This is a genomic window from Rhodoferax sp. UBA5149 (assembly GCF_002413825.1).
Classification (GTDB): domain Bacteria; phylum Pseudomonadota; class Gammaproteobacteria; order Burkholderiales; family Burkholderiaceae_C; genus Rhodoferax.
This window is the reverse complement of the sequence record NZ_DHXT01000019.1, coordinates 1-26,287: the sequence shown is the minus strand read 5'-3', so window position 1 is coordinate 26,287 and position 26,287 is coordinate 1. Positions and strand designations below refer to the sequence as shown.

The 26,287-nt window shown below is 56.5% G+C and carries 28 protein-coding genes and 1 tRNA gene; 18 read left to right on the top strand and 11 right to left on the bottom strand.

Annotated elements, in window-relative coordinates; genetic code table 11:
* The 11 genes from B3V69_RS01505 to B3V69_RS01455 all read left to right on the top strand — a co-directional run.
* On the top strand, nt 1-219 hold a 219-nt coding region (locus tag B3V69_RS01505), incomplete at its 5' end, for a 23S rRNA (pseudouridine(1915)-N(3))-methyltransferase RlmH (protein ID WP_296443138.1).
* Nucleotides 220-236: 17 nt separating this feature from the next.
* Nucleotides 237-839: a Maf family protein gene (locus B3V69_RS01500; protein WP_296443136.1), complete on the top strand. Its 603-nt coding sequence runs from the start codon at nt 237-239 to the stop codon at nt 837-839.
* 11 nt (nt 840-850) lie between these two features.
* Nucleotides 851-2,326 (top strand): ribonuclease G, encoded by a 1,476-nt coding sequence (gene rng, locus B3V69_RS01495; RefSeq protein WP_296443134.1) that lies wholly within the window; start codon nt 851-853, stop codon nt 2,324-2,326.
* A gap of 4 nt (nt 2,327-2,330) precedes the next feature.
* Nucleotides 2,331-3,461 carry a glycosyltransferase family 4 protein gene (locus tag B3V69_RS01490; protein WP_296443131.1) on the top strand — a complete coding sequence of 377 codons (1,131 nt, stop codon included), beginning with the start codon at nt 2,331-2,333 and terminating at the stop codon, nt 3,459-3,461.
* 107 nt (nt 3,462-3,568) lie between these two features.
* Entirely contained in the window at nt 3,569-4,852 is a 1,284-nt protein-coding gene (locus B3V69_RS01485; RefSeq protein ID WP_296443129.1) for a glycosyltransferase, read from the top strand.
* Nucleotides 4,853-4,905: 53 nt separating this feature from the next.
* Nucleotides 4,906-6,036, top strand: coding sequence for a GDP-mannose 4,6-dehydratase (gene gmd, locus B3V69_RS01480; protein ID WP_296443126.1), 1,131 nt, complete (start codon nt 4,906-4,908; stop codon nt 6,034-6,036).
* A gap of 5 nt (nt 6,037-6,041) precedes the next feature.
* On the top strand, nt 6,042-7,010 hold the full coding sequence (gene fcl / locus B3V69_RS01475; protein WP_296443124.1) for a GDP-L-fucose synthase: 969 nt from the start codon (nt 6,042-6,044) through the stop codon (nt 7,008-7,010).
* Nucleotides 7,011-7,067: 57 nt separating this feature from the next.
* On the top strand, nt 7,068-7,904 hold the full coding sequence (locus tag B3V69_RS01470; protein ID WP_296443122.1) for a putative sugar O-methyltransferase: 837 nt from the start codon (nt 7,068-7,070) through the stop codon (nt 7,902-7,904).
* A gap of 25 nt (nt 7,905-7,929) precedes the next feature.
* Nucleotides 7,930-8,817 (top strand): alpha-1,2-fucosyltransferase, encoded by an 888-nt coding sequence (locus B3V69_RS01465; RefSeq protein ID WP_296443120.1) that lies wholly within the window; start codon nt 7,930-7,932, stop codon nt 8,815-8,817.
* Entirely contained in the window at nt 8,814-9,845 is a 1,032-nt protein-coding gene (locus B3V69_RS01460; RefSeq protein WP_296443118.1) for a glycosyltransferase family 2 protein, read from the top strand. The genes B3V69_RS01465 and B3V69_RS01460 overlap by 4 nt, the downstream gene beginning before the upstream one ends.
* 121 nt (nt 9,846-9,966) lie before the next feature.
* Nucleotides 9,967-10,923 carry a glycosyltransferase family 10 domain-containing protein gene (locus B3V69_RS01455; protein ID WP_296443116.1) on the top strand — a complete coding sequence of 319 codons (957 nt, stop codon included), beginning with the start codon at nt 9,967-9,969 and terminating at the stop codon, nt 10,921-10,923.
* Between the two features lie 157 nt (nt 10,924-11,080).
* Here B3V69_RS01455 and B3V69_RS01450 read toward each other — a convergent pair whose 3' ends face one another.
* The 3 genes from B3V69_RS01450 to msbA are packed head-to-tail and all read right to left on the bottom strand — an operon-like array spanning nt 11,081 to nt 14,486.
* Nucleotides 11,081-11,968, bottom strand: a complete 888-nt coding sequence (locus B3V69_RS01450) for a DUF6492 family protein (protein ID WP_296443159.1) — start codon at nt 11,966-11,968, stop codon at nt 11,081-11,083.
* Between the two features lie 56 nt (nt 11,969-12,024).
* Nucleotides 12,025-12,744: a polysaccharide deacetylase family protein gene (locus tag B3V69_RS01445; protein WP_296443114.1), complete on the bottom strand. Its 720-nt coding sequence runs from the start codon at nt 12,742-12,744 to the stop codon at nt 12,025-12,027.
* A complete protein-coding gene (gene msbA / locus B3V69_RS01440) occupies nt 12,741-14,486 on the bottom strand; it encodes a lipid A export permease/ATP-binding protein MsbA (protein WP_296443112.1) in 1,746 nt (581 codons plus the stop codon). The genes B3V69_RS01445 and msbA overlap by 4 nt, the downstream gene beginning before the upstream one ends.
* A gap of 111 nt (nt 14,487-14,597) precedes the next feature.
* On the opposite strand from msbA, the gene B3V69_RS01435 reads away from it, so the two are divergent.
* The 6 genes from B3V69_RS01435 (at nt 14,598) to B3V69_RS01410 (ending at nt 18,955) form a co-directional block, all read left to right on the top strand.
* Nucleotides 14,598-15,374: a glycosyltransferase family 2 protein gene (locus B3V69_RS01435; protein WP_296443111.1), complete on the top strand. Its 777-nt coding sequence runs from the start codon at nt 14,598-14,600 to the stop codon at nt 15,372-15,374.
* A 28-nt stretch (nt 15,375-15,402) separates the two neighbouring features.
* Entirely contained in the window at nt 15,403-16,641 is a 1,239-nt protein-coding gene (gene tolB / locus B3V69_RS01430) for a Tol-Pal system beta propeller repeat protein TolB (RefSeq protein ID WP_296443158.1), read from the top strand.
* A gap of 20 nt (nt 16,642-16,661) precedes the next feature.
* A complete protein-coding gene (pal, locus tag B3V69_RS01425; protein ID WP_296443109.1) occupies nt 16,662-17,195 on the top strand; it encodes a peptidoglycan-associated lipoprotein Pal in 534 nt (177 codons plus the stop codon).
* 5 nt (nt 17,196-17,200) lie between these two features.
* Nucleotides 17,201-17,980: a tol-pal system protein YbgF gene (gene ybgF / locus B3V69_RS01420; protein WP_414707449.1), complete on the top strand. Its 780-nt coding sequence runs from the start codon at nt 17,201-17,203 to the stop codon at nt 17,978-17,980.
* A gap of 24 nt (nt 17,981-18,004) precedes the next feature.
* Complete coding sequence (locus tag B3V69_RS01415; protein ID WP_296443156.1) at nt 18,005-18,820, top strand: tRNA threonylcarbamoyladenosine dehydratase; 816 nt, start codon at nt 18,005-18,007, stop codon at nt 18,818-18,820.
* 59 nt (nt 18,821-18,879) lie between these two features.
* Nucleotides 18,880-18,955: transfer RNA gene (locus B3V69_RS01410), tRNA-Lys, on the top strand.
* Nucleotides 18,956-19,037: 82 nt separating this feature from the next.
* Here B3V69_RS01410 and B3V69_RS01405 read toward each other — a convergent pair.
* The 4 genes from B3V69_RS01405 to B3V69_RS01390 are packed head-to-tail and all read right to left on the bottom strand — an operon-like array spanning nt 19,038 to nt 21,146.
* Nucleotides 19,038-19,901, bottom strand: a complete 864-nt coding sequence (locus tag B3V69_RS01405) for a TIGR00730 family Rossman fold protein (protein WP_296443107.1) — start codon at nt 19,899-19,901, stop codon at nt 19,038-19,040.
* A 32-nt stretch (nt 19,902-19,933) separates the two neighbouring features.
* Complete coding sequence (locus tag B3V69_RS01400; RefSeq protein WP_296443104.1) at nt 19,934-20,233, bottom strand: YqjK-like family protein; 300 nt, start codon at nt 20,231-20,233, stop codon at nt 19,934-19,936.
* Complete coding sequence (locus tag B3V69_RS01395) at nt 20,220-20,573, bottom strand: phage holin family protein (RefSeq protein ID WP_296443155.1); 354 nt, start codon at nt 20,571-20,573, stop codon at nt 20,220-20,222. The genes B3V69_RS01400 and B3V69_RS01395 overlap by 14 nt, the downstream gene beginning before the upstream one ends.
* 60 nt (nt 20,574-20,633) lie before the next feature.
* On the bottom strand, nt 20,634-21,146 hold the full coding sequence (locus B3V69_RS01390; protein ID WP_296443154.1) for a DUF883 family protein: 513 nt from the start codon (nt 21,144-21,146) through the stop codon (nt 20,634-20,636).
* Nucleotides 21,147-21,251: 105 nt separating this feature from the next.
* Here B3V69_RS01390 and B3V69_RS01385 point away from each other — a divergent pair, with 105 nt between their 5' ends.
* A complete protein-coding gene (locus tag B3V69_RS01385; RefSeq protein ID WP_296443102.1) occupies nt 21,252-22,652 on the top strand; it encodes a phenylacetate--CoA ligase family protein in 1,401 nt (466 codons plus the stop codon).
* A 3-nt stretch (nt 22,653-22,655) separates the two neighbouring features.
* Here the strand turns inward: B3V69_RS01385 and B3V69_RS01380 are convergent, their stop codons facing one another.
* The 4 genes from B3V69_RS01380 to earP all read right to left on the bottom strand — a co-directional run.
* Entirely contained in the window at nt 22,656-23,561 is a 906-nt protein-coding gene (locus B3V69_RS01380; protein WP_296443100.1) for a ribose-phosphate diphosphokinase, read from the bottom strand.
* Complete coding sequence (locus B3V69_RS01375) at nt 23,561-25,159, bottom strand: thymidine phosphorylase family protein (protein WP_296443098.1); 1,599 nt, start codon at nt 25,157-25,159, stop codon at nt 23,561-23,563. Before B3V69_RS01375 ends, B3V69_RS01380 begins: the two co-directional genes overlap by 1 nt.
* Before the next feature lie 126 nt (nt 25,160-25,285).
* Nucleotides 25,286-25,840, bottom strand: coding sequence for an elongation factor P (gene efp / locus B3V69_RS01370; protein ID WP_296443096.1), 555 nt, complete (start codon nt 25,838-25,840; stop codon nt 25,286-25,288).
* 90 nt (nt 25,841-25,930) lie between these two features.
* Nucleotides 25,931-26,287: elongation factor P maturation arginine rhamnosyltransferase EarP (gene earP / locus B3V69_RS01365; RefSeq protein WP_296443095.1), on the bottom strand; the 357-nt coding region annotated here is incomplete at its 5' end.

Genomic DNA, 26,287 nt, shown 5'->3' with positions numbered 1-26,287 from the left:
CTGGCCGCGAAGCTGCAACACTGGCAGTTGGAGGGTGACGACGTCGCCCTGGTCATCGGTGGGCCCGACGGGCTCGACCCCGCTTTCAAACAGGCGGCGCATGAACGCATCCGATTGTCTGATCTGACCCTGCCTCACGCCATGGTCCGGGTGCTGCTGATTGAACAGCTCTACCGCGCCTGGTCCATCAATGCCAATCATCCTTATCACCGCGAGTGATATTTCCAGTTTTTACCGTGAACAAGTTTATCTATCTTGCCTCGCAAAGTCCGCGTCGGCGCCAATTGCTGGAGCAGCTCGGCGTGCGTCATGAATTGCTATTGCCAGGAGCCGATGAAGACGCCGAAGCGCTGGAAGTCGTGCTGCCTAACGAGGCTCCTTCGGCGTACGTCAAACGGGTCACGCAGCTCAAGCTTGACGCCGCCTTGGCGCGACTCAAACGCAGGGGGTTACCAACCGCGCCCGTGCTCTGTTCGGACACCACCGTGGCCTTGGGCCGTACGATTTATGGCAAACCGGCCGATCCAGCGGATGCCAGACGTATGTTGACGGAGCTTTCCAACAAGACGCACCGGGTCCTGACGGCGATGGCGCTAGGCACCGTGCGCAAACGTGAACAAGCACTCAGTGAATCGCGCGTCACGTTCGCTGCCATGAGCCCGCGCCAGATTCAAGCCTACGCAACCTCAAGTGAGCCCATGGGCAAGGCCGGTGCCTACGCCGTGCAGGGCAGGGCGGCCGCGTTTATTTCACACATGAGCGGCAGCTACTCTGGCATCATGGGTCTGCCCATGTATGAAACTGCGCAGTTGCTGCGGTCTTTTGGTTTCAAGGTTTAATCAGGTCTCCCATGCAAGACGACATTTTGATCAACTGGTCTCCGCAGGAAACCCGTGTTGCCGTTGTTGAAAATGGTGTGCTGCAGGAGCTGCACGTCGAGCGCACTCTGGAGCGTGGCCTGGTTGGCAATGTCTACTTGGGCAAGGTCGCCCGGGTTTTGCCCGGTATGCAGTCGGCGTTCATTGACATCGGGCTGGAGCGTGCCGCGTTTTTGCATGTTGCCGATGTCTGGCACCGCCAGCCGGATGGTGAACCGCCCAGCATGGCGCGTAACACGCAAGCCCAGATCCCGATCGAAAAGCAGATATTTGAAGGGCAGGCGCTGACGGTTCAGGTCATCAAGGACCCGATCGGTACCAAAGGTGCGCGCTTGTCCACGCAGATCAGCATTGCGGGTCGAATGCTGGTGTTTTTGCCACAGGATGACCATATTGGAGTGTCGCAAAAAATCCCACAACACCAGCGTGACGAGCTTCGTACGCGTCTGCAGCACCTGGCGGGCTCCCAGGGCGGTGGATTCATTTTGCGAACCAACGGCGAGGATGCCTCTGATCTGGAATTATCTGAAGACATCGGGTATCTGCGCAAGGCTTGGACCCGTATCAAGGATGCCTCCGTGCGTTTGCCGCCCTTGTCCCTTTTGCATCAGGATTTGAACCTGTTGCAGCGTGTGTTGCGCGATCTGGTGGGAGAAAGCACGCAGACCATCAAGGTGGATTCACGGGAGCAATTTGAAGCGCTGAAGGCTTTTGGCCTCGAATTCATGCCCGCAGCCTCCGAGAAGCTTCAGCATTACAAGGGGGAGCGGCCCATTTTTGACCTGTACGCCATTGACGAGGAAATCGCCAAGGCCTTGGGACGCCGGGTGGACTTGAAGTCAGGCGGCTATCTGGTCGTGGACCAGACGGAAGCCTTGACCACGGTCGATGTGAATACCGGCGGTTTTGTCGGTGCCCGTAATTTTGACGACACCATTTTCAAGACCAACCTCGAAGCGGCCCAGGCGATTGCGCGGCAACTGCGTTTGCGCAATCTGGGGGGCATCATCATTGTCGATTTCATCGACATGGTGCGGGAGGATCATCGGGAGTCGGTCTTGGCGGAGTTCCGAAAACAGCTCGTGCGGGACCGCGTCAAAACGATGGCGGGCGGGTTTTCGCAGCTGGGGCTGGTGGAGATGACGCGCAAGCGCACCCGCGAATCGCTGGCGCACATGCTGTGTGAACCCTGCCCGACGTGTGAAGGCAAAGGCATTGTCAAGACCGCACGTAGCGTGGCGTACGACATTTTTCGCGAGATACTGCGCGAGGCCCGTCAGTTCAACCCGCGCGAGTTTCGTGTGGTTGCGTCACCCAAGGTGATCGAGCTGTTTCTGGATGAGGAAAGCCAGCACTTGGCGGGCTTGAGCGAGTTTATCGGCAAGCCGGTGTCATTGCAGAGCGAAGCTGCCATGGGACAGGAACAGTACGATATTGTGCTTCTTTAGACCCATGCGAATTGCCGTCATCAGTCGGGTATTTTCAAGATCGGGCGGGGGTGCCGAGAGCTATGGCGTGGCGCTGGTTGAGCAGCTCGCCTCGCGTCACGAGATTCATGTATTTGCACAGAATTCAAATCATCCGGTGAAGGGGGTGACCTATCACCGAGTTTTTAGCCTCGGCCCCAGGCCGCGCTGGATCAACCAGCTTGTGTTTGCCATGGCAAGTTGGCTGCAAACCCGACGTGGTTTTGATGTGGTGCATTCCCACGAGAACACTTGGCACGGTGAGATTCAGACGATCCATGTTCGACCGATACGATGCAACCTGTTATTTGCCCGTAGCAGGACGCGCCACTTCCTGCAATGGGTCAAGGTAGCCCTGAGTCCGCGACTTCTCACTTACGTGTTGCTCGAAGGTACCCGCTTCAAGGTCAGCCCGGCGAGAAAAGTCGTGGCGACCTCGGAGAACCTGCGCATGGAGTGTGAGCAGGCTTATCCAGACAGCCAGGGTTCGGTGACGGTCATTCTCCCCGGAACGAACCGAGCGCAACAGCCCACTTCGCGCTCAGCGGCACGGCAGCAACTTGGGTTGCCGCAGGATGGTAGATGGGTTCTTTTTGTTGCCAATGACTACGTGCGTAAGGGTCTGGACACCCTGCTGCAGGCCCTGGCGCATTTATCTTCAGATACCCGGTTGATCGTGGTTGGAAACCCCAGGTTTGCACCCAGGTACAGCCAGCAGGCTGAACGGATGGGACTCCGGGGACGAGTTCATTTTCTTGGATCACTTGACGATCTCTCGCCCGCTTATTGGGCTGCCGACTGTCTGGCCCATCCTACGCTGGAGGACAGCTTTGCCATGGTAGTACTCGAAGCCATGGCGCATGGATTACCGGTGGTGGTGAGCGGACCTCAGCATTGCGGCATATCCCGGCAACTCACCCATGGTGTAGAAGCGCTGCTGCTGCCAGACCCGAAAGATGCGCAGCTTCTGGCCAAGCTCATCGGTTCAGTATTGGACAATCCGAACCTCGCGGAGACTCTGCGTCGCCATGGAATGGCGTTTGCCGATCTGCATTCGTGGGAGAGGGCCGCCCTACAATATGAACAGCTGTATTCGCAGGTGGCTTCGAAGCACTAGATTTCTGAACGAAGCTGTTTTTTCTATTTCCAATCCATTCGGCTCTCGCCATCCCCATGACCGCAAATTCCCGACAACGCTGGCTTGTCATCAGCCACGCTTTCAACATGGATGGCCGGGCCGCCAGCCACACCATCACAGACAAGTTGCCTCATCTCCGTCGTGCGGGGATCGAGGTGGTGGTGTTGAGTGGCGTGTCTGGAACGCATGACCCCCTTGTCGAGCACCACCAGTTATGGCCGATGGGGCCGGCCGGTTTCCGGTTTGAATTGCGGCACGTGTTGCGTCGTCGCTTGGGCAGTGGCATCCGTTATCGCCTGGCGATGCTATTGGCATCCATTTTTTTGCTTCCCTGGATGCTGATCGAAAAGTTTCTGCGTCCGGTTGAAAGCTCCTGGTCGTGGTGGTTGAGCGCCTATCTGAAAGGTCGTCAGCTGGCCCGACAGAAACCGTTTGACCTGATTTATTCGACCGGCGGCGCGTTTGCAGCCCATCTGGCGGCCCGCTCATTGAAGCAGGCGACGGGTACGCCCTGGTTGGCCGAGGTGCATGACCCGATGGTGGTACCAGGGGAGGTGCCGGTCACACGCCGTCAAAAAATGCAGGCAGAAGTCGAGCACCTGATTTGCACGCATGCCGATATCGCGATATGGTTTACCGAGCAGGCCTTGGCCAGCGCCCGCCAACGGCATCCCCAGTTGGCAGAGCGGGGGAAAATGATGCTGCCTGGCATCGACAAGCCTTTCGCGGTGCTACCACCTTACCAGCCCGGCCAGAAATTTGTCATAGGCCATTTTGGCTCGCTTTCGCCGACAAGGCATTTGGGGCCAATCGTGGCGGCACTGGAGCTGCTCAGTGTACGTAGGCCTGATTTGGTGGAGGCTACTGAATTGCATGTGTACGGCGGACCGTTGGACAGGATTTCATCCGACCTTCTTGTTGGTTCCCGTGTGCATCAATGCACGCGCCAATTTGGTCGCATTGAAGCGGACCCTATTACGGGTTTGAGTGGACGTGAACAGATATTGCATCGAATGCGATCTGTGGACGTTCTGCTGTTGTTGCACGGTGAGGATGTCATCTGCTCTGAATACTTCCCATCCAAGCTGTACGAGTATCTATGGATGCAGCGGCCGATACTGGCAGTTGTTCATCGCAATCCACAGATGGCGGCGTTGATTCGCGGTCAGGGACATGCAGTGGTTTTATCTGATGAAGATGGGACAGGCAGTTCTGCTGTCAGCAGTGCGCTGGCAGCAGCCCTTGAACAGCTTTTTGATCGGTGGCGAACAAAAGGTCTTGAAGACAACGGCCAATCGAGTCCATTTACCACCGAGGCGGCTGTGGCGCAACTGATCGCCTGGAGTGAACAGTGCTCGCCCGCTCGGTAAAATGAATTGGTGGTGACTATCCATTCAATCGCTTGTGACCGAATACCAAATCCATGACAACTCATCCCAAAGTCGCGCTCATCACCGGAATCACGGGGCAGGATGGCTCGTATCTGGCTGAATTTTTGCTGGAAAAAGGCTACATCGTTCACGGCATCAAGCGTCGGGCCAGTTTGTTCAACACGGAGAGGGTGGACCACCTCTACCAGGATCCGCACGTCAACCATCGCAACTTCGTCTTGCACTACGGCGACCTGACGGACAGCAGCAATCTGATCCGCATCATGCAGCAGGTGCAGCCCGACGAGGTGTACAACCTGGGTGCGCAGAGTCATGTGGCGGTGAGTTTTGAGAGTCCCGAGTACACGGCGGATGTCGATGCCATCGGCCCGCTGCGCCTGCTGGAGGCGATTCGAATCCTCGGTCTGGAAAAGAAAACCCGTTTCTATCAGGCATCGACGTCCGAGCTGTACGGCTTGGTGCAGGAAATTCCGCAAAAGGAAACCACGCCTTTCTATCCACGTAGTCCCTATGGCGTGGCCAAGCTCTATGCTTACTGGATCACGGTCAACTACCGCGAAGCCTATGGCCTGTACGCCTGCAACGGCATTCTCTTCAACCACGAAAGCCCGCGCCGCGGCGAGACCTTCGTCACGCGCAAGATTACCCGCGGGCTTGCCAACATTGCCCAAGGATTGGATACCTGCCTTTACCTGGGCAATCTCGATGCCCTGCGCGACTGGGGCCACGCCAAGGACTATGTGCGCATGCAGTGGATGATGCTGCAGCAGGACGCGCCCAAAGACTACGTCATCGCCACCGGAGTGCAATACAGCGTGCGCAGCTTCATCGAGAAGGCCGCTGCGCAGCTGGGCATCAGCCTGCGATTTGAGGGGCAGGGCGTTGAAGAGAAAGCAGTCGTCAGCGCCATCCAGGGCGACAAGGCGCCGGCCCTGAAGGTGGGCGATGTGATCGCACGCGTTGATCCACACTACTTCCGCCCGGCCGAGGTGGAAACGCTGCTGGGCGACCCCAGCCTGGCCAAGCAAGACCTCGGCTGGATACCGCTGATCACATTGGACGAGATGGTCCAGGAAATGGTGGCGAACGACCTGGAGCGTGCGAAAAAGCATGCGCTGCTCAAGCATCATGGCTATGCGGTGCCGGTCTCGCGGGAGCAATAGACTTGATGGACCGTACTGCCAAGATCTTCGTGGCTGGTCATCGGGGCATGGTGGGCTCGGCCATCGTGCGCACCCTGCTGGCGCAGGGGCATGAGCCACAGCGCATCGTCACTCGCGCCCATGCCGAACTCGACTTGACCGACCAGCGCGCAGTCAACGACTTCTTTGCCAGTGAAATTCCAACTCAGGTCTATCTGGCTGCAGCCAAGGTGGGCGGCATCCTGGCCAACAATACCTACCCGGCCGAATTCATCTACCAGAATCTGATGATGCAGGCCAACGTCATTCATGCGGCGCATGTGCACGGCGTCCAAAAGCTGCTGTTCCTGGGCTCAAGTTGCATCTACCCAAAGCTTGCCGACCAGCCCATGGCTGAGGATGCCCTGCTCAGCGGCAAGCTCGAGCCCACCAACGAACCCTATGCCGTGGCCAAGATTGCCGGCATTAAGCTGTGCGAGAGCTACAACCGGCAGTACGGACGCGACTACCGCAGCGTCATGCCGACCAACCTCTACGGACCGGGGGACAACTACCACCCGGAAAACAGCCACGTCATACCGGCCCTGCTGCGCCGCTTTCATGAAGCCAGGGTGGCCAGTGCGCCTGAGGTGACCATCTGGGGCACCGGCACGCCCAGGCGTGAATTTCTTTATGTGGACGACATGGCTTCCGCCAGTGTCTTCGTCATGAACCTGGCTGCCGATGAATACTTAGCCCAGGTGCAGCCACAGCTTAGCCACATCAATGTGGGCTACGGCTCGGATGTCACGATCACCGAACTGGCGGCCACGGTGGCCCGCGTGGTGGGCTACCAAGGGCGCATCACCTTTGACAGCAGCAAACCCGATGGCGCTCCGCGCAAGCTGATGGACTCTGCACGGTTGACCGGAATGGGTTGGGTGACAAAGGTCACGCTGGATGAGGGGCTAGCGCGTGCACATCAAGACATGTTGGCTACCAAGGGCAATGCGTAACAGGCCGGGTTTTCAGGTTCCTTGATTCTTATTTAACTGATTTCAGACGGACACACGATGCTATTCAAATCAAGACGAGACAAGCGGCAGACCTTCATCTCACGGGAAGGGCTCAGATCCGATTCGGACAATGGGGCTTATGTCGCTTTTGTCGAGCAGACGCTGACGGATCATTCCCTGTTCCATCATTTCAAGAAAAGTCCGGTGTACCAGCAGATCCTAGAACACACGACTGAAGAGCAGGGGCGGCAATACCTGGCGCTCATTTGCGAGCAAGCGCCGCATTTTTTGGACCTGTTGGATAGATTTGCCGTCAACGATCTGGTTGGAGGTGCCAATGTCATCCAGTTTAATGATCGTTGTCGCATCAGCCCGAGCACCCTGCGATATGCAAAGGTTGCGTCGGATCTGCACAGCTTGTTTGGGACCAGTCTCGAAGGTGGTCATGTGGCCGAAATTGGCGTCGGATATGGGGGGCAGAGGTTGGTGCTTGACCAGTTGTACCGTTTCAGGTCGTATGACATGTACGACCTGCCCCCCGTACTTGGCCTTGCCTCCAAATACCTTGAAAGCCATTTACTTCAGTCCTCGTATCGAACGAAGACGTTGAACACTCACAATGGCGAGAAAGAGTATGACTTGGTGATCAGCAACTACGCCTTCTCTGAGCTGCCTGCCATAGTTCAGCGTATGTACATTGAGAAGGTCCTGCAAAAGGCTGCCCGCGGTTATCTGACCATGAACAGTGGTCGGGTAGACAGCGTCTTTTCCAAGGGGAAAATGACCCTTGAGGAAATTCAAACATTGATCTCCAATACGAGGATACTGGAGGAAAAGCCATGCAGCGCGCCAGGAAACTACGTGCTTGTATGGGGTTCAGCTGGGTTGGACTGAGTGAACCGTCTTTCAAGCTAATGGCATGTGGCCCACGCAGGTAATTGCACGAATCGAAGGAGGGCTGGGCAACCAGCTCTTTCAGTACGCGGCTGCTCGTTCGCTGGCAGACCGGCTGGGGTGTGATGTTGCGCTTGACCTGCGCGGCCTGGATGAAAACGGCGATCGACCCTTTCAGCTTGATCTCTACCGCGTTCGTGCGACGGTGGCCAGCCCGCAGCAGTTGCACGAATTGCCCGACTGGCGCTCCTCGCGCTGGGGACGCATCCGTGCGAATCTTTCGCAATTCGCGCCAGCCATTTATTCCTACCCCCTGTTCTGGCCGCGCAGCTTTGCCTTTGATCGGCGGTTCGACCAAATTACCCGTCCGGTCTACCTAGTGGGTTACTGGCAGTCTGAAAAGTATTTCGCCTGGAACCAGGTACACATGTTGCAGGACATCCAGCTGACAGTGCCCTTGCCAGTCGATACGCCTTTGCTGGACGAAATTCGCAGCACGCGCAGCGTGGCCCTGCACATTCGCAGAGGTGACTATGTCAGCAACACAGCTGCGGCGCAATTTCACGGCCTGTGCGACATGGGCTACTACCTTGCCGCCATCAATGCCCTGAAGGCCCGCATTCCAGATATCCATGTCTTTGTCTTCTCGGATGAGCCGGACTGGGCTCGGGCCAACTTGGTGCTCGACGTGCCCGTGCGCTATGTGGATGCCAATCCCACGGATAAAGGCCACATCGACCTCGAGCTCATGCGCCAGTGCCGGCATCACGTCATTGCCAACAGCTCTTTCAGTTGGTGGGGTGCCTGGCTTTGCGAATCGGGCGAACAGGTGGTTTATGCCCCTAGCCGCTGGTTTGCGGACCCGGCCAACGACACTTCAGACGTGGTTCCGGCTCGCTGGATGCTGACATGAACTCCAGCTCAACGATACGTAACAATCCGCTAATTTCGGTCGTCGTGCCAATCCACAATGGTGCGCAATGGCTCGGGCAAACATTGGATTCGCTTTTTGCCCAGTCCTGCCCGAACTTCGAGATTGTTCTGATAGACGATGCTTCCACAGACAGTCTGCCTGAAGTGCTGGCCTCATTTCACGACACCCGCCTGCATGTTGTGCACCTCAAGAAGAATGTGGGTGTCAGTGCGGCCCGCAATATAGGTATTGAGCTGGCCAAAGGCCGCTTCATCGCTTTCTGCGACGCGGACGACCTGTGTAAACAGGAGCGTTTTGAGAAGCAAGTCGCGTACTTGGAGCACAACGCGGGCATTGGCATATGCGGAAGCGCCTTCACTTGCTTTGACGAAGAAGTTCGGCAAACCGTTCAGCACCCGGGCTCGGACCAGGAAATAAAAACTGCATTGATGCGAGGCAATTGCTTCGGCTTATCAACCGTCATGGGCCGTGCCGAGATATTCAAGCATCACCGGTTCGATGAAGTGCTGAGTGTGGCTGAAGACTATGACTTATGGACCAGACTTTCCCATGTCGGTGTAAGGTTTGCCAATCTGCCAGAGAGTTTGCTCCTTTATCGCTGGCATCCGCAGCAGGCCAGCCGCTATAAAAGCGATGTGCTGGATCATGTGACGCGGAAAATTCGGAGTGTTTATTGCGCAGAACTATTGGGCGACTCGCAACTGCTTGACCGCATCAAATCTGCCGCTATCAATCAGAACGACCTCGACAACGCAGCCCAGATCATTGAAGGCTATGCCGCTCTGCACCCTGAAACCACGGCACAGTTATTCCGGTTCATGCTAGCCTGGTTGTACCAACGATTACCTTATCACGGCATAGGAGAATGGCTTCATTGGCAAAGCATCCAGACCCGGCTCGATCTCAAACTTGACTGGAACTATCGCCTGAATACGGCACTGCTTGCTTTCCTTCCAGACCGCATTGGGCAAAAGCATTTCGACACATTAATCAAGCTCAAACGGTAGCCGTCTATTGCGCAGCGATCTTCGTGCAGTCCAGAATTTATCGAATCACGCATAATTTATGACGAATAGGACAGTTAACTTTATCAGCAGTTCTGGCGTGGCTTGGCCCTGGCATAGGCAAATGCCAACAGATGATGGCATGTGGGGAGAGACTTGCTACACCATTGATGCCGAGCCAGCGAGCACGCCGGATTGGCTGGTGGTATATGAAGGTTGGCCCGGGGACGAACTCGTAACTAACGTGCCATTGGAGCGTCGGATTTTTGTCACGGGTGAAGCGGAAAGCTTTCATAAGTACCAGCCCAAATTTCTGGCGCAGTTCGGCAGCGTCATTACTACACAGCGGTTAATTCGCCACCCCGGCGTTATTTATAGTCAGGTTGCCATCAATTGGTTTGCCGGTGTTTTATTTAAAGGGCCACGCGGCCCTTTCGTGCCGATGCTAAGTTTCGCAGATTTTGTAGCGGGCAATCCATTTAAGACCAAACTCTGTTCGGTGATTTGTTCAGACAGATCTGTTACACGCGGCCACCGGGAAAGACTGCACTTCGTCGAGCAACTGAGGGAAGCCCTAGGCGATCAGATTGACTTTTTTGGGCGCGGTATTCGGCCCCTTGGCGATAAAGACGAGGCGCTCGCCGATTACCGATATCACATCGCGCTGGAAAATTCGTCACATATAGACTATTGGTCAGAAAAGCTGGCGGATCCATTTTTGCGCGGATGTTTTCCGATTTTCAGTGGCTGTCCCAATGTTGCAGACTACTTTCCCCAAGGCAGTTACATTACCATTGACATCACCAAACCAAAGCAAGCCATTGCCATCATTGCATCGGTTCTTCAAAGTGATATCGATCGTACGAATACCCAAGCCCTGGCCGAGGCCAAGCGCCGCGTGCTCTGGGAGCACAACGTCTTCGCCCTGCTTGAGCGCCTTTATCCGGTTATTGAGATCCGTTTGACCGGTTCTGCACCTTTGCTTACTTCGGCGCTGCTTCAAACAGATCATTACTTCAAGGATCAGCGACTCAGACGCCGGATACCTCGATACTTGCGGCGACACCTGTACTGGAAATAAGCTGAATTTGGGAGTAAGCGTCTGGCCAAGTCATCTTGGGCAGAGGCTGATTTCCGGAGCGAAGCTCGCACCAAAGTCCCCAAGAGGCGGTTTTACAGCCCTGAACTCAAACTCCAAGTTGTTCAGTGTGGAGAAGAGGTTCGCTATCGCTGAGTATTCAGATACGTCCCAATTTGCGTCGCAAGCGGCGTCCCACATGGGACAGCCAGTTGCCGCCTTCACTAGGCCAATCCATATCGCGTTCCCAGGCAGATTGGTAGATGACACCACCATAGAGCTGCGCTAGCTGATCCAGTCCGATGTTGGCGCGGCGGTCCTGATCGAATTGCCACGCATAATGATAGACCTTAAAAAATGGCTGGCAAGGCATTAATGCGATCGCAGAATAGCGGAGCAATGCTTCGCCATACCAGCGCGACTCAATGGGAGCTTTGAGAATCGCGTCTGCGAAACTCATGCCGAGCGGATGGAGATACTGCAAGTCCAAACTTTCCCAAACTGCACGATGCCATACCAGCGGGAACGGCCCAAAACTATAGGCGCGTCCAGGGCGGCCAATGATCTTTTGGAGTAATTGTGCTTCGACTCGAAAATCGTGTAGGACCTTGCCTCTTTTGTGGCGTAGGGCGTCTTCAAGAAGGCTGTGCCCTTCATCCATGACCGTATAAGGGATCCCTTCGGATGTTATGAATTCTGAAGCGTGAAAGGGACGAATGAAGAGCGCATCAGAGTCTATGCACAAATAGGTCACCGAAATACCCAGTCGCCAAAATTCGGATTTGATGACCTGTTGGGAAAGGCTGCCCGGCATCTCAGAGATTCGAGCAGGAATGATGCCGGGGGATGCTCGGATGATTTCTTCGTCCGCAAGTAGCTCTGCATCCAGTCCGTCCAAATGTTCTTTGAATAATGGCAATTCGGATCGGGGAACGGAGACGTAAAAAGGAATACCTTCCACATTGAATTGCTGGATTGATTTAGCCAGTCGAACGACTCGCTTCAAGTCGGTGCAGTAGCTTTTACAGTATAGAACGAAGGGTTTCATCGCCATCACGGTATAGAGGAAATGTGGGAATTAGAAAACAGTCGGGGCGTGGATACTCATCCGCGCCGGTTGTCATATTCAGTCATAATTTTGGCCGCAAACAGAGCCAGATTCGTGGCGTTGGCAACTAGGATTCGACGTAGTGCGAAGGTGTCATCATCAGCGTGAACCCGTCCGCGTCGCGTCGTGGTCGCCGTGATGTAGCCAGTCTGTTGCACCATATCGCGGTGCGTCGCATCAAAGCAGCCATACGGATAGCAGAAGTGCCGAACTTCGTAACCCAGGAGGCCTTCCAGCTCCCTTTTTGAGCCCTCGATCTGATCAAAGGCAGCATCCTCGGTCAACTTGGTGAGATCCTCGTGCGTGCGGGTATGCGAGCCGATGTCCATGCCGCCGTCCCGCCATGTCCGCCAGTCTTCTATGGTCATTAAGAGCTTTTCTGCCACTCCGATATGCTGGTCCCAGCTGTTGCAGCCGCCAATCATGCTGCTGACGCCATAGCATGTTGCGGTGAAACCATGCTTTTTCAGAACGGGCAAGGCGTTACTCACATTATTCTGGTAGCCATCATCAAATGTGATGCCCACCACCTTGCCTCTTCGGTGGCCTTGAAGGTAGGGTTCCAGATCGCGCATTGACAGTCCCTGGTAGCCAAGCAGCTTGAGCAGAAACATTTGCCCTGCAAACGACCTTGGCGAGACTACTAGCCCGCGTAGCGGCGTGCCACGCGAAGGTGGTGAGTCGATCTGGTGGTACATGAGGATAGGAATGTTCATGTCTGCATTTGGCTCAGGTTGGCGTAATAGCCACCAGCGCGCAACAGTTCGACATGGGTTCCTTGTTCAATAATGCGCCCATGGTTCAGCACCAGAATGCAATCTGCACGCTCAATGGTGCTGAGGCGGTGGGCAATGACGAGGGTAGTGCGGTTCTCCATGAGTGTAGTCAATGCAGTCTGCACTTGACGCTCGGATTCTGTGTCCAGGGCCGAAGTGGCTTCGTCCAAAATCAGGATTGGGGCGTTCTTCAGCAGAGCACGTGCAATGGCAATACGTTGCCTTTGACCTCCCGAGAGTTTGGCGCCACTTTCGCCAATAGACGTACCCAGGCCGTCGGGTAACCGCTCAATGAAGTCCCAAGCATTGGCGGCTTTAGCCGCGCTTATCACTTCTTCGTGGGTGCAAGTGCCGGACGCACCAAAGGCAATATTGGCTTCAATGGTGTCGTTGAACAAGACGATGTCCTGACTAACCAGTGCAATGTTGTGACGAAGGCTGGCCAGGGTCAGGTCATTGATGTCGATGCCGTCTATCCGTATGTGGCCAGTGGTAGATCGGTAGAAGCGTGGAATCAGCGCACTGATGGTGGTTTTGCCACTGCCTGAAGCGCCGACCAGTGCGATAGTTTGCCCGGCAGAAACATGAAAGCTGACATCGGCAAGTGCAGCGCGGTCCGCTCCAGGGTAGCAAAAGCTCACATGTTCAAAGGTAATTTCACCTTGAGCGTGCGCCAATTTGCGAGGGCTGGTGTCGTCTTCAGTTGGCGTGTCGATCAGTTCAAATACGCTTTCGCAGGCCGCGAAGCCGCGCTGAAGTGTGGCGCTAATAGTGGTGAGCTGTTTTATCGGCGCAATCAACAACAGCATGGCCGTGATGAACGAGACAAAGCCACCCGCAGACGCGCCCGCCTGCCCTGTGGTTTGACTCAGTGCGAGAAAAGTGATGACGGCAACGGCAAGTGACGCCGCCATATGTGTGATTGGAGTAATGGCCGAAGCCGGCACGGCTTCTCGCATCATGGACCTCCGGAAGCGCTCGGTATCTTGGTGAAAACGCTCGGTCTGTTGCTTTTGTCCGCCAAAAATCTTGATGACTTTGTCTGCCGTCACTGTTTCTTCAATTGTGTGTGAAATAAGTCGCATGGACTCCATGCAGGTACGACTGGCGGTACGTATACGTTGGCCGAAGCCTTTCACAATGAGTGCGATGAGCGGACCTATGGCGAGAGTGATGAGGGTGAGCTTCCAGTCCAAGTAAAGTAGGTAGCCCAATAGTGCAATGGCGGTCAGTGACTCTCGTATGGCAGTAACAAGCACCGTGGTCGTTGCGCCATTAACGCTGTCAGCGTCGTAGAGCAGCCGGGAGATCAACTGTCCGGAAGATTGATCGTGAAAGTTTTGGGTAGGAAACTTCAGTATTTTGGCAAACATCTGTCGTCTAAGATCAGTGACAATATGGGTGGAAATCCATGTCATCAGATAGCTGGTGCAGAACGAGAAGACTCCCCTTACCAAAAACAGCGCGACAATTCCGCCTGGGATCAGCCAAACCATGCGGGAATCGGCGGGCTTGAAGCCGTTGTCCAACAGGGACTTCAAGATGGCCGGAAACACCGGTTCTGTAGCCGCTGTCCCCACCATTCCGACAACAGCTAGCGCGAAAGCCTTCCAGTAAGGCTTGACATAGGACAGCAGTCGGGCATACAGGTCTCGATTGCTGGGAGAAATGGGTTGCGTCATCTGTGATTGGTTTTCGAGGCTTTTGGCTTTGCCAAAAGTGATCGGAGGCGGCCCGCAAGGGGTAAGCAGGCACGTATTATGACGCCAACTTGCTACACTCCTGCTCATCTTATGCTCCTTTCCGTCATCGTAATCACTCGCAACGAGTGCGCCAATATCGCCGATTGCCTTCGGAGTCTGGACTTTGCAGACGAGGTGATTGTTTTGGACAATGCGAGCACAGATGGCACTGCCGATATTGCGCGCGGTCTTGGCGCGCGGGTCTCCGTGACGCACGACTGGCCGGGTTTTGGCACGCAGAAGAACAGGGCGCTTGCCTTGGCCGGTGGCGAATGGGTTTTGTCGATTGACGCCGATGAGCGGGTGCCACCCGAACTCGCGCAGCAGATCCGGCAGGTCGTTGCGAAGGGGCTTGGGGTTGCCTATGAAATTCCTCGTTTGACACAGTTTTGCGGTCGCTGGATACGTCATTGTGGGTGGACGCCTGACTATGTGTTACGTTTGTTCAAGCGAGGCGCTGCCCATTTCAGCGACGATCTGGTTCATGAGCGTGTGGTGTTCAGGCAGGGAAGCCCGAGTCGCTTGACCCACCCATTGTTGCACTATAGCTATCCAACGCCTTCCCACTATTGGCGCAAGCTGGAGCAGTACAGCCAAGCGTGGGCGCGGCAGCGTTTTGAAAGTGGTCAAAAAACTTCTATGTTACGGGCCGGTACGGCAGGGGTGGTAGCATTCTTGCGCAGTTACTTTTTCCGTCTGGGTTTTTTGGACGGTGCAATGGGCTTTGCGGTGTGTACCATGCAGGCCCAGGCTGCGTTTGGAAAGTATTTCGCTTTGTATTGCTTGAATCAGAAAAATGACATTTCGCCCATTCCTCCGTCTGTCTGACGCGCTTCAGGTTTTCTGGGTCGGGTTGATGCTGCTCGTCGGCGTCCCTGCGCTGGCCCAATTTCGGGTCGAGGTCTCCGGCGTGGGATTGACCCAGTTGCCGATCGCCGTTTCAGCCTTCCGCGGAGAGGATGGCGCGCCGCAAAAGATTGCCGCCATCGTGCAAGCAGATCTTGAGCGCAGCGGGCAATTTCGTGGCGTTGATACAGCGGGTTCTGCTCTTGACGAGGTTATTCGACCTGATGTGGCGGTATGGCGGCAAAAGGGGGCTGACTCCTTGGTGACCGGCAGCGTGAGTCGTTTGGCTGATGGTCGGTATGACGTGCGATTTCGTTTGTGGGATGTGGTTCGGGGGCAGGACCTGGGCGGTCAGAGTTATGCCGTGACGACGGCGGACTTGCGCCTGGCAGCGCATCGGATTGCCGATTTCATTTATGAAAAATTGACCGGCGACAAAGGCGCTTTTTCAACGCGTATAGCCTACGTCACCAAGGCGGCCCAGCGTTACCAGCTGTGGGTCGCTGATGCAGATGGCGAAAACGCCCAGTCGGCGCTGGCAAGCCCCGAGCCCATCATTTCGCCAGCCTGGTCGCCCAATGGCAGTCAACTGGCTTACGTCTCGTTTGAATCTCGCAAACCGGTGGTTTATACCCACGATGTTGTCAGCGGCAAACGTCGCCTGATTGCCAATTTCAGAGGCTCCAACAGCGCGCCCGCGTGGTCTCCCGACGGACGTACGCTGGCGGTGACGCTGAGCCGTGATGGAGGCTCCCAGCTGTATGCCATCGACGCCAGCGGCGGGGAGCCGCGCAGGCTGGCTCAGTCCAGCAGTATCGATACCGAACCGGCCTACACACCAGACGGTAAATATATTTACTTTGTCAGTGACCGTGGCGGTGCGCCTCAGATCTACAAAATGCCTTCAACGGGCGGAAATCCAGAGCGCGTGACGTTTTCCGGCAGTTACAACATTTCTCCCGCCATCAGTCCTGACGGTCGCTGGCTGGCTTACATTTCCCGGGTGAGTGGCGCCTTCAAACTGTATGTGATGGAACTTGCAGGCGGCGCCGTGAACGCCATTACGGATAGTTCGGCGGACGAAAGTCCCAGCTTTGCTCCGAACAGCCGTTTGATTGTTTACGCAACCCGGCAACAAGGGCGGGAGGCGCTTATGACGACGACACTGGACGGCAAAATTAAAGCCCGTCTGACGGGTCAAGGTGGCGATATTCGTGAACCGGACTGGGGTCCGTTTCAGAAGCAATAAGTTTGATAAAAGGTAACTTGATGAAACATTTTTTATTGGTTCTCGGTGTGACCGTTTTAATGGCGGGGTGCGGTTCGGCTGTGAAGCTGGACGATGTGCCCGTTGTGGACAAGGCCGGGACGACGGTGTCGCAGCAGGGCTCGGAAGGTCTTGGTAGCGCGGTTGGCAAAGGGGGCGTGACACCGGTGGATATCGGAAAATCGGCTCAGCAAGCCGTTGTTCCTGCGGGGCCGCGGATTGTGTATTTCGACTACGACAGTTTTGTTATCAAACCGGAATTTCAGTCCGTCATTGAGGCTCATGCACGCTATATCAAGGCGGACAAAGGCCGCAAAGTTGCCATTGAAGGACACACGGATGAACGCGGTGGCCGCGAATACAACCTTGCCTTGGGTCAGAAGCGCGCTGAAGCGGTGCGCAGCGCGCTGGGCCTTCTCGGGGTAGTTGATAGCCAGGTGGAGGCGGTCAGTTTTGGCAAGGAAAAGCCCGCGGTGCAGGGCTCCGATGAGGAGGCAATGGCCAAAAACCGGCGCGCCGAAATTAGCTATCGATAGTCATTATGGAAATTGATGCTGTGAAAATGTTTCGTCGAACGGCTGTGTTCGTGTTGCTTTGTTTGGGGGCGGCAACGGCCGGTGCCGGACTGTTCGATGATGAGGAAGCGCGCAAGGCGATACTCGACCTTCGTCAGCGTGTTGATGCCGTTCGGTTGGAATCAGAGCAAGGCGCGAGTCGTGCCGGTGAGGACAGTGCGTCGTTTCGTCGGAGCTTGCTTGAACTGCAAAACCAGATTGAAACCTTACGATCCGAGATGGCAAAGATACGGGGCTTGAATGAGCAATTGTCGCGTGACGTTGCCGATATGCAGCGGCGACAGAAAGATATTGTCCAGGGTGTGGACGATCGTCTTCGTCAGTTTGAACCCGTAAAAGTTTCGCTTGACGGCCGTGAATTTTTGGCCGAACCAGCTGAAAAACGAGATTACGAAGCTGCATTGGCAGTTTTTAGAAAAGGCGATTTCTCTGCGGCGCAAACCTTTTTTGTGGATTTTCTGAAGCGCTATGCGCAAAGCGGTTATGGATCATCCGCGTTGTTCTGGCTTGGCAACGCACAATACGCTACGCGCGACTACAAAGAGGCCATGATCAACTTTCGTGCCTTGATTGCGAGGGATCAGGAGCATTTACGAGCCCCCGAGGCGGTCTTGTCCATCGCCAATTGCCAGATTGAACTCAAGGATGCACGCGGCGCCCGAAAAACACTGGAAGATCTGATCAAGGCCTATCCCCAGTCAGAGGCCGCTGGGGCTGCAAAAGAGCGGTTGTCGCGTCTCAAGTAGCGCCCGACGGCGTGAAATATGACGATGCAAGCAAGTGAACTGTCTACGCACAAATCGGACGTGACGATTGAATCGTCTGGCGTGGATATGGTGCGGCGATTTGGTGGTTTGGCTCGTCTGTACGGTGTTTTGGGGGCGCAGCGCATAGGCGCTGCTCATGTGGCGGTCATTGGTATTGGGGGCGTGGGGTCCTGGGCCGCGGAGGCGCTGGCTCGCAGCGGGGTGGGCCGCCTGACGCTGGTTGATCTGGACCATGTGGCCGAGTCCAATATCAATCGTCAAATTCACGCGGTGAACGCTACCTTGGGTCAGGCCAAGGTATTGGCGATGCGAGACCGCATTTTTTCGATCAATCCTGCATGTGACGTAAGGTGCATCGAGGAATTTGTGGAGTCGGCCAACTGGCCCGCGCTATTGCCCGAGGGGGTCAATGCTGTCATCGACGCCTGCGATCAGGTCAAAGCGAAGACAGCAATGGCGGCTTGGGCGCGCGACACCCGGACCCTCTTCATCTCGGTGGGCGCGGCTGGTGGCAAGCGCCATGCCCATTTGGTTGACATTGATGATCTCGCCCATACGACCCACGATCCCTTGCTAGCTCAGGTGCGCTATCGACTGCGCAAGGAGCACGATGCACCGCGTGAAGGCAGGAAAATCGGGGTGGCTTGCGTTTTCAGCCGTGAGGCGGTGAAATCTCCCGATGCGTCGTGTGCGGTCGAGGGGGACGGAACGCTCAATTGCCATGGCTACGGTTCAGTGGTCAGTGTGACCGCCACATTCGGTCAATGTGCTGCAGGCTGGATTCTTGATCAAATTTCTGACGGCCTTCGAAAACCCTGAAATTAAGGCTATAATTTAAGGCTTTGCAGAGTAATGAAAATTACCTTGCAAAGACCGTTGGGATGTTAGCTCAGTTGGTAGAGCAGCGGACTTTTAATCCGTTTGTCGTGGGTTCGACCCCCGCACATCCCACCAAATACGCCTTATGGGCATTGAAGAGCCTGCTACTTAACTGATAGCAGGCTTTTTTGTTTGTGGGTCCCTTGCCGAATGAAAATCAAAGGCCGTAAAATTTCTGAATGACATCCCACGCCGCTTGGGGTTCGTCGACGTAGGTAAAAAGGTCCATGTCCTGGGGTGAAATCACGCCTTCTTCCAGCATCACATCCGTGCTGAACAGACGCTTCCAGTAGTCGGTTCCGAAAAGAACAATTGGCACTGGCTTGGCTTTGCGGGTTTGCACCAGGGTAATGACTTCAAACAATTCATCCAGTGTGCCAAACCCGCCAGGGAAGGCCACCAAGGCTTTGGCACGGATCATGAAGTGCATCTTGCGCAGCGCAAAGTAGTGAAACTTAAAGCTCAAGCTGGGTGTGATGTAGGGGTTGGCGCTTTGCTCGTGAGGCAGGGCAATGTTCAGGCCCACGCTCAGGGCGCCCATCTCGTGCGCTCCGCGGTTGGCGGCTTCCATGATGCCAGGGCCGCCGCCCGTGGCGATGAACAGACGCTCCTCGCGTCGTCGGTGCGCACTGTAACCTGCCACCAGTCGGGCAAACAAGCGCGCCTGATCGTAATAATGAGCATTTCGTACTTGGCGCTGGGCCACCACCAGCGCGCTCGCGTCGCCGCTCAACTGCGCTTGCTCCAGACTGGTTTGCGCGTCCTGGGGTGAGAGAAAACGGGCGCTGCCAAAAACGACGATCGTGCTATCGATGCCCTGCTCAGTCTGGTCAAGATCGGGCTTGAGCATTTCCAGCTGAAAACGGATGCCGCGTGTTTCACGTCTCAGCAGGAACTCGGGGTCGGCAAACGCCAGGCGATAGGCGTCGGCCTCCAGCGGGTTGCCCTGATCAGAGTGGTTTTGCAACTCGGCCCAGGCATCGGCCAGGCGGCGTTCGGTAAGGTGCTGTGTTTTTTTCATAGACACCATTGTGTGCGAAAAAAATACGACAGTCAGCGCCGTGGCAAGGGTATGCTTGCTATCAAGTTTCGCGCCCGGTTGAACGTTTTCCAGGCCCACCACACGCGGCCACCCCAAAGAATCACGCGTCGCGGCCGCAGAACGCCCAGAACCACCAAGGCGCCCAGCGGCCACAAGGGATTGCGGTAAAGCCATTGCAGACCGCTTTGCGCCTGATCGGCCACGGCCAGAGGTCTTTTGAAGACCTGCACCTGATCCGCCAAGGTGAGGCGCAATTGCGCACTGCGCACCTGCAAAAGCTGCTGGCGCAAGACAAGTTCATCGTTGTTCATGTTGACCTGATGCCTGAAGCCCGGCGCGATCTCGTTCCAGCTCAGCCAGGCTAGCTTTAAACATGCCGCTCGGGTTGCTCAGACGTTGTCGCGCCTCGCGTATCAACAGCACACCCAAGACAAGAAACAGCAGCGCCATCACGCCCAACGCCGGCAGACGATGAGCGTCCCCAAACAGCAGGATGACGAAGCCGCAAAGCAGCACCAGGCCGACACCCAGAACCATCAAAGCGACCGCCCCCCAGAGCAGCCCGTCAAAAAAACGACGTTTCTCAAGCTCGGCGTCCGTGCCCAGAATATCCAGCCGCACCTGCGCCATTTCAAGCACAGTGGCCAGCACCCGGCACAAGGAGGCGAAAAGACCGCTCTCCCGAACAGGATCGATCATGACCTGTGGGGACTAGCGGCGGCTGATCAGCAAACCGATCACCAGTCCTACACCGGCAGCAATGCCTATTGATTTCCATGGATTCTCGTGAGCGAATTCGTCGGCCGCGTGGCCGGCCGCTTTGGCCTTGACGACGGCGGTCTCCTGCAAATGCACCAGTTCGGCCTTGGCCTGGTTCATTCTGGCCTGTACCCGAGTGCGCAGATCGGCCGCGCCTTCACTTACCTGGTTGGCAGTCATGCGCAGCAACTCTTCAGCATCGGCAACACCCGTACGCAGATCGCTCATCAATTTGTCTTTGTGAGCTGTAGTCATGTCAGTCATGGTAACCCTCCGTTTTGTTAAAAATCCAATGAAATAGTAGTCGCTGCCCTGTTTCATATTTTGAGAAAAATCAAGGGCAAGCTGATGAATTTCGGTCTCCAGACCCGGACCATTGCAAGTGCGAATCTCCTTTTTTTCGATCGTGGGGCTGTGGGTGACTTGATCAAACTCAAATGCAGGAGTCCATGGTCGGCTTAGCATCGTCAAATAGGTAATGGGGCATGAACACGTTGACCAAATGGCGCTGGACCCGATTGTGAAACTCAAGGCCCGAACTATCGGCCTGCCCAAGACCATGGGCAGGCCATGATTTCAGTTTTCGATCCACTGCGTCTGGGTGCCGTTGCGCTGGATGTGCTTGCCTGTGGGCGTGCCACGCCGGACGCTCTCGCAGCGCGACAGAAGGTCCGGCTCGTCAAGCTGCTCGAAGTTGCAACAAGGAAGTCACCGGTTTACCGCGAACGCCTGCAGGGCAAGACGCCCGGCACCACGCCACTGTGCGCTCTGCCGATGGTTTCCAGGAACGAGTTGATGGCGCGTTTCGATGATTGGGTAACCGACCCGCAACTCAAATTGGCCGAACTGGAGGCCTTCACCGCCAACCCCCAGCGCATCGGAGAGCCGTATCTGGACAAGTACCTGGTTTGGGAGAGTTCTGGTACGAGCCATCAACCCGGCGTGTTTGTGCAGGATGCGCGGGCGATGGCGGTTTACGATGCGTTGGAGGCGCTACGGCGCAGCACGCCGCGACCGTTGCAGCGCTGGATTGATCCGCTGTTGATGGCCGAGCGCATCGCCTTTGTTGGCGCGATCAATGGCCATTTCGCCAGCATTGTGACCATGCAACGCTTGCGCCAGCTCAATCCATGGATGGCGCAATGCCTGTGTTGCTTCTCCATTTTGCAGTCAATTGGCAGCCTGGTTGACGAACTCAATGCTTTCGCACCAACCGTCATTGCCACTTATCCGACAGTTGCTGCGTTGCTGGCAGACCTTGCCGGTCGCGGCGCGTTGCACTTTGCGCCGAAGGAAGTCTGGACCGGGGGCGAAACGCTGAGCCCGGCGGTACGGCGACGCGTGGAGCTGGCGCTGGGGTGCACCGTGCGCAATAGTTATGGCGCGTCGGAATTCATGTCGATTGGCTGGGAGTGCAGTCACGGGCACATGCATGCCAATACCGACTGGGTGATTCTTGAGCCGGTCGATGAGCGCGGTCTACCGATGCCCGCAGGTCAACTGTCATATTCCACTTTGCTGACCAACCTGGCCAATCATGTGCAGCCGTTGATCCGTTATGACTTGGGTGACCAAATAACGGTCCAGCATGAGCGCTGTGCATGTGGCTCGGCACTGCCGGTGATCGAGGTGCAGGGTCGGCGTGACGATCCGCTGGTGATGGCCGGAAGGAATGGGCAACCCGTCACGCTAGTGCCGCTGGCGTTGACCACGGTACTCGAAGACGAGGCGGGGGTGTCCGATTTTCAGTTGTGCCAGCGCGATGATCACACGCTGGTGCTAAGGCTTGATCTGCATGGGGACCAGGCGGCGGCCGCCAAGGGGCGCTGCCGTGCAGCACTTCAGCGTTTCGCAGCCACCCAGGCCTTGGCACCGATTCACGTGATTGTCGAACTGGGGCAAGCCGTTCCCAAGGGACGCAGTGGCAAGGCGCAACGGGTCGTGGCGCGTCCGGGCTCCAAGTGCCTCTGACGGTTACGCCGCATGTATCGACTCCAATGCTTCCGCGATGGTGGTGGCCATGCTGACCGCATTGCTCGAATGCTCGATGCAGTCGGTGCTCCACACTTCGCCGACGCCTGCGTCCAGAATAAGTTGCAGGGCGTCGCCACAGAAAAGTGCGTGCGTCACAGCCACATCGACTGAAGCCGCGCCAGCGGCCAGCAGCAGGCGCGCCGCCTGGGCCACGGTGTGGCCGGTGCTGACCACATCATCCAGCAGAACCACTTGACGGCCGGCAACCGCCTGTTCTGGAAGTGCAACTTCCACCGCCCGGTCACCGTGGCGGATTTTGTGGCAAACGGCATGCGCGAACCCATGACGTGACGCCGCCAGTGCGACCCACTGAGCCGACTCTTCGTCGGGGCCCACCAGCAAAGGCTGCTGTCGGCGCGCCGCAATCAGATCAGATAGAAGCGGCGCACCGCTGAGCACGATGGCGCTGGCGACGGGCACGGCATCCCGCAGCGTTGCTACGCGATGCAGATGAGGGTCAACGGTGATGACGGCATTGAAGAGGTCGGCCAGAAAACGCCCAACAATGCGTTGGCTGATGGCCTCGCCCGGGTGAAAAGCAATATCCTGACGCATATAAGCGAGATAAGGTGCGACCAGCGTCAGGTGCTTGGCGCCGAGCTGACGCGCGGTTTGCGCCGCCAGCAGCAGTTCGATCAATTTTTCGTTGGGGTCGTTCAGCGTGCGCAGGATGACCACGTGTTCAGGCAGCGTATCGGGCAGGCGCAGCTTGATTTCACCGTCAGGGAAGCGGTGGCGTTCGATTTTGGCGAGATTCAGATGGCCAGCAGCCGCAATGCGTGCGCCGTTCGCCTGCTCATCCTCAAAACACAGCAACACAGGTTTTGACAAGGCCTTGGGTTTCATCAAAATTCCACGAAAACATGGGGTACCTCATTGGCTCGACCAATTGAATACCCGGTTGCCTTGGCGCAAGCATGGCGTGCAAAATCAAGGTCGCTCTGAAACCCGGCGTGAACCCGGTACAGGAGATCGCCGGTCGACACCGCATCCCCCAACTTGCGGAACAGGTCAACGCCGGCACCGATGACCTTCGGCGCACCCGCCACGCGGGCCACACGCGCGACCTGCAGGTTGTCGATGCCAGTCACCACACCTGACTCAGTCGCTTGAATTTCAAATGTCAACGCACCGAGTTGGGGCTTGTTGTGATCAAAAGGTTTTTGACCCTGCGCCGCCATGATGGCGTTCATTTTGGCCAAAGCACGGCCTGAATCCAGAATGTCCCGTGCAATGGCGAATCCGTCACCCCCGCGCACGTCCGGATTGCATTCAATCAGGCGGCCAGCCAAGCGCAAAGACTTTTGCCGCAAATCGTTGGGCGCGCGCGGGTCGTTCTCCAGTACCCGCATCACATCGCGGGCTTCGAGCACCGGGCCAATGCCGTTGCCGATCGGCTGGCGACCATCGGTAATGACCACATCGAGTGACAGATGGATGCGGCCGGCCACGTACTCGAACAGTCTGCGCAGGCGTTGCGCCTCCGGCATCGAGCGCACTTTGGCGGTGGGACCAATGGGGATGTCGAGCACCAGATGGGTTGATCCGGCGGCAATTTTCTTGGAGAGGATCGAGGCCACCATCTGTCCCGCGGAGTCGATCGCCAGGGGCCGCTCGACTGAAATCAGAATGTCGTCCGCCGGGGATAGATTGGCGGTACCGCCCCAAGCCAGGCAGCCCCGGTGCTCGCGCACGATATCTGCCAGCAGCTCGACCGGAAGTTCCACATTGGCCAGTACTTCCATGGTGTCGGCGGTACCTGCGGGAGAGGTGATGGCGCGTGAAGACGTTTTGGGGCAAAGCATGCCGTGCGACGCCACAATAGGCACCACCAGCATGGAGGTGCGGTTGCCGGGGATGCCGCCAATACAGTGTTTGTCAACCACCAGGTGTTCGTGCCAGTCGAGGGTGCGTCCACTGGCCACCATGGCCTCGGTCAGGAAATAGACCTCTTCGCGGTCCAGTTCATCCCGGTTGGTGGCCACCACAAAGGCCGTCAACTCAATCTTCGAATAGCGCAAGCCGGCAATGTCGCGGATGATGGCCCGAAAATCCTCACGATCCAGCCGTTCACCGGCGATTTTTCGGTAGAGCGCGCCGATGGATTCAGGCGGCTCGGCCTGAGACACCGAAGCCGTGTGACCATCGTCCACGCCCAGCTGTAAAAACGCGTCTTCTGACAGCCCGAGTTCATGGCAACCCACGATGCGTTGGTCATCGACCACGTTCAGCGTCGCCAGAATGCGTCGTCCGTTGGCGCGAATCTCGACTTTGGACAGGGCTTGAAAACCCTCGGCCCGGTAGGTGGCGCAATCCCGGTGCAGGTAGGCCACGTTTTCGCGGTAAGTGTCGATGGCTACCCGGCGCAGTGCCAGCGCGGATGCCGCCAAACCATTACCTTGTGTTGCATCGGGCGCTCGCCGCTCGTCGGGGAAATTGCTCATGGCCGTAGCCTACACCGGTTTGCAGGCTGGATTCATGCATGGCGCCCCATGAGCGGTATTGAGATGCCCATAAAAAAGGCTTCCTTGGAAGCCTTTTTTTATCGAACGCGGGGATGCGTGACGAATTTACACGCGTTTTCTGTATTCACCGGTGCGGGTGTCGATCTCCACCTTGTCGCCCTGCGCCACAAAAATTGGCACACCGACATCGAAGCCGGTCGAAATCTTGGCGGGCTTGAGCACCTTGCCGGAGGTGTCGCCTTTGACGGCGGGCTCGGTCCACGTGATCTCACGCACGACGCTGGTCGGCATTTCCACCGAGATCGCCTTGCCTTCGTAGAACACGACTTCGAGTTCCATGCCGTCTTCGAGGTAGTTCAGCGAGTCGCCCATGTTCTCGGCTTCGACTTCGTACTGGTTGTACTCGGTGTCCATGCAGATGTACATCGGCTCGGCGAAGTAGGAGTAGGTGCAATCTTTTTTATCCAGAATGACCTGGTCGATCTTGTCGTCGGCCTTGAACACGACTTCGGTACCGAAGTTGGCAATCAGACTTTTGAGTTTCATACGAACGGTAGCCGAGTTGCGGCCGCCGCGGCTGTATTCAGTCTTGAGCACGACCATCGGGTCTTTGCCGTGCATGATGACGTTGCCGGCGCGAATTTCTTGAGCGGTTTTCATAGCGATTGTGTGAAGGTTGGCCGCTTGCTTGGCGGCGAGAGCGACATGGACCAGACAGATGTCCGGTCAAATTTCGCAAAGCCTTGAATTTTAATGGTTTTTTAACGCAAACCCCATGATCTGGGTCACAAGATCAAGTTGCTGCAGTTGCAACTGCCGAGCTTTCGTAACGGTTTGCTGCCATGGGATGAGCTCAAGCGCGGGCAAAACCGCCTGATTGATGCCATCGGCGCCCGCCACGCCGTTCCAGACGTGATGAAAAGCGCGCAGTGTGGGCGGGGCCTTCAGCATGTTCAACAAAGCGTCAAGTTTGCCGTGGTGGGCATCGTCATGCTGCGGGTAAATCTGCCAGATAAACGGTTTATTGGCCCACAAAGCGCGCACCAGCGAATCCTCTCCCCGCACAAAATTCAAGTCACAGGCCCACAGCAGGTGATCGAAATCGCG

Excerpts from the sequence above, each read along its gene's own strand:
- rng (WP_296443134.1), top strand. The coding sequence starts at position 851 with ATGCAAGACGACATTTTGATCAACTGGTCTCCGCAGGAAACCCGTGTT.
- B3V69_RS01490 (WP_296443131.1), top strand. The coding sequence starts at position 2,331 with ATGCGAATTGCCGTCATCAGTCGGGTATTTTCAAGATCGGGCGGGGGT.
- B3V69_RS01485 (WP_296443129.1), top strand. The coding sequence starts at position 3,569 with ATGGATGGCCGGGCCGCCAGCCACACCATCACAGACAAGTTGCCTCAT.
- gmd (WP_296443126.1), top strand. The coding sequence starts at position 4,906 with ATGACAACTCATCCCAAAGTCGCGCTCATCACCGGAATCACGGGGCAG.
- fcl (WP_296443124.1), top strand. The coding sequence starts at position 6,042 with ATGGACCGTACTGCCAAGATCTTCGTGGCTGGTCATCGGGGCATGGTG.
- B3V69_RS01470 (WP_296443122.1), top strand. The coding sequence starts at position 7,068 with ATGCTATTCAAATCAAGACGAGACAAGCGGCAGACCTTCATCTCACGG.
- B3V69_RS01465 (WP_296443120.1), top strand. The coding sequence starts at position 7,930 with ATGTGGCCCACGCAGGTAATTGCACGAATCGAAGGAGGGCTGGGCAAC.
- B3V69_RS01460 (WP_296443118.1), top strand. The coding sequence starts at position 8,814 with ATGAACTCCAGCTCAACGATACGTAACAATCCGCTAATTTCGGTCGTC.
- B3V69_RS01455 (WP_296443116.1), top strand. The coding sequence starts at position 9,967 with ATGCCAACAGATGATGGCATGTGGGGAGAGACTTGCTACACCATTGAT.
- B3V69_RS01450 (WP_296443159.1), bottom strand. The coding sequence starts at position 11,968 with ATGAAACCCTTCGTTCTATACTGTAAAAGCTACTGCACCGACTTGAAG.
- B3V69_RS01445 (WP_296443114.1), bottom strand. The coding sequence starts at position 12,744 with ATGAACATTCCTATCCTCATGTACCACCAGATCGACTCACCACCTTCG.
- msbA (WP_296443112.1), bottom strand. The coding sequence starts at position 14,486 with ATGACGCAACCCATTTCTCCCAGCAATCGAGACCTGTATGCCCGACTG.
- B3V69_RS01435 (WP_296443111.1), top strand. The coding sequence starts at position 14,598 with ATGCTCCTTTCCGTCATCGTAATCACTCGCAACGAGTGCGCCAATATC.
- tolB (WP_296443158.1), top strand. The coding sequence starts at position 15,403 with ATGCTGCTCGTCGGCGTCCCTGCGCTGGCCCAATTTCGGGTCGAGGTC.
- pal (WP_296443109.1), top strand. The coding sequence starts at position 16,662 with ATGAAACATTTTTTATTGGTTCTCGGTGTGACCGTTTTAATGGCGGGG.
- ybgF (WP_414707449.1), top strand. The coding sequence starts at position 17,201 with ATGGAAATTGATGCTGTGAAAATGTTTCGTCGAACGGCTGTGTTCGTG.
- B3V69_RS01415 (WP_296443156.1), top strand. The coding sequence starts at position 18,005 with ATGCAAGCAAGTGAACTGTCTACGCACAAATCGGACGTGACGATTGAA.
- B3V69_RS01405 (WP_296443107.1), bottom strand. The coding sequence starts at position 19,901 with ATGAAAAAAACACAGCACCTTACCGAACGCCGCCTGGCCGATGCCTGG.
- B3V69_RS01400 (WP_296443104.1), bottom strand. The coding sequence starts at position 20,233 with ATGAACAACGATGAACTTGTCTTGCGCCAGCAGCTTTTGCAGGTGCGC.
- B3V69_RS01390 (WP_296443154.1), bottom strand. The coding sequence starts at position 21,146 with ATGCTAAGCCGACCATGGACTCCTGCATTTGAGTTTGATCAAGTCACC.
- B3V69_RS01385 (WP_296443102.1), top strand. The coding sequence starts at position 21,252 with ATGATTTCAGTTTTCGATCCACTGCGTCTGGGTGCCGTTGCGCTGGAT.
- B3V69_RS01380 (WP_296443100.1), bottom strand. The coding sequence starts at position 23,561 with ATGAAACCCAAGGCCTTGTCAAAACCTGTGTTGCTGTGTTTTGAGGAT.
- B3V69_RS01375 (WP_296443098.1), bottom strand. The coding sequence starts at position 25,159 with ATGAGCAATTTCCCCGACGAGCGGCGAGCGCCCGATGCAACACAAGGT.
- efp (WP_296443096.1), bottom strand. The coding sequence starts at position 25,840 with ATGAAAACCGCTCAAGAAATTCGCGCCGGCAACGTCATCATGCACGGC.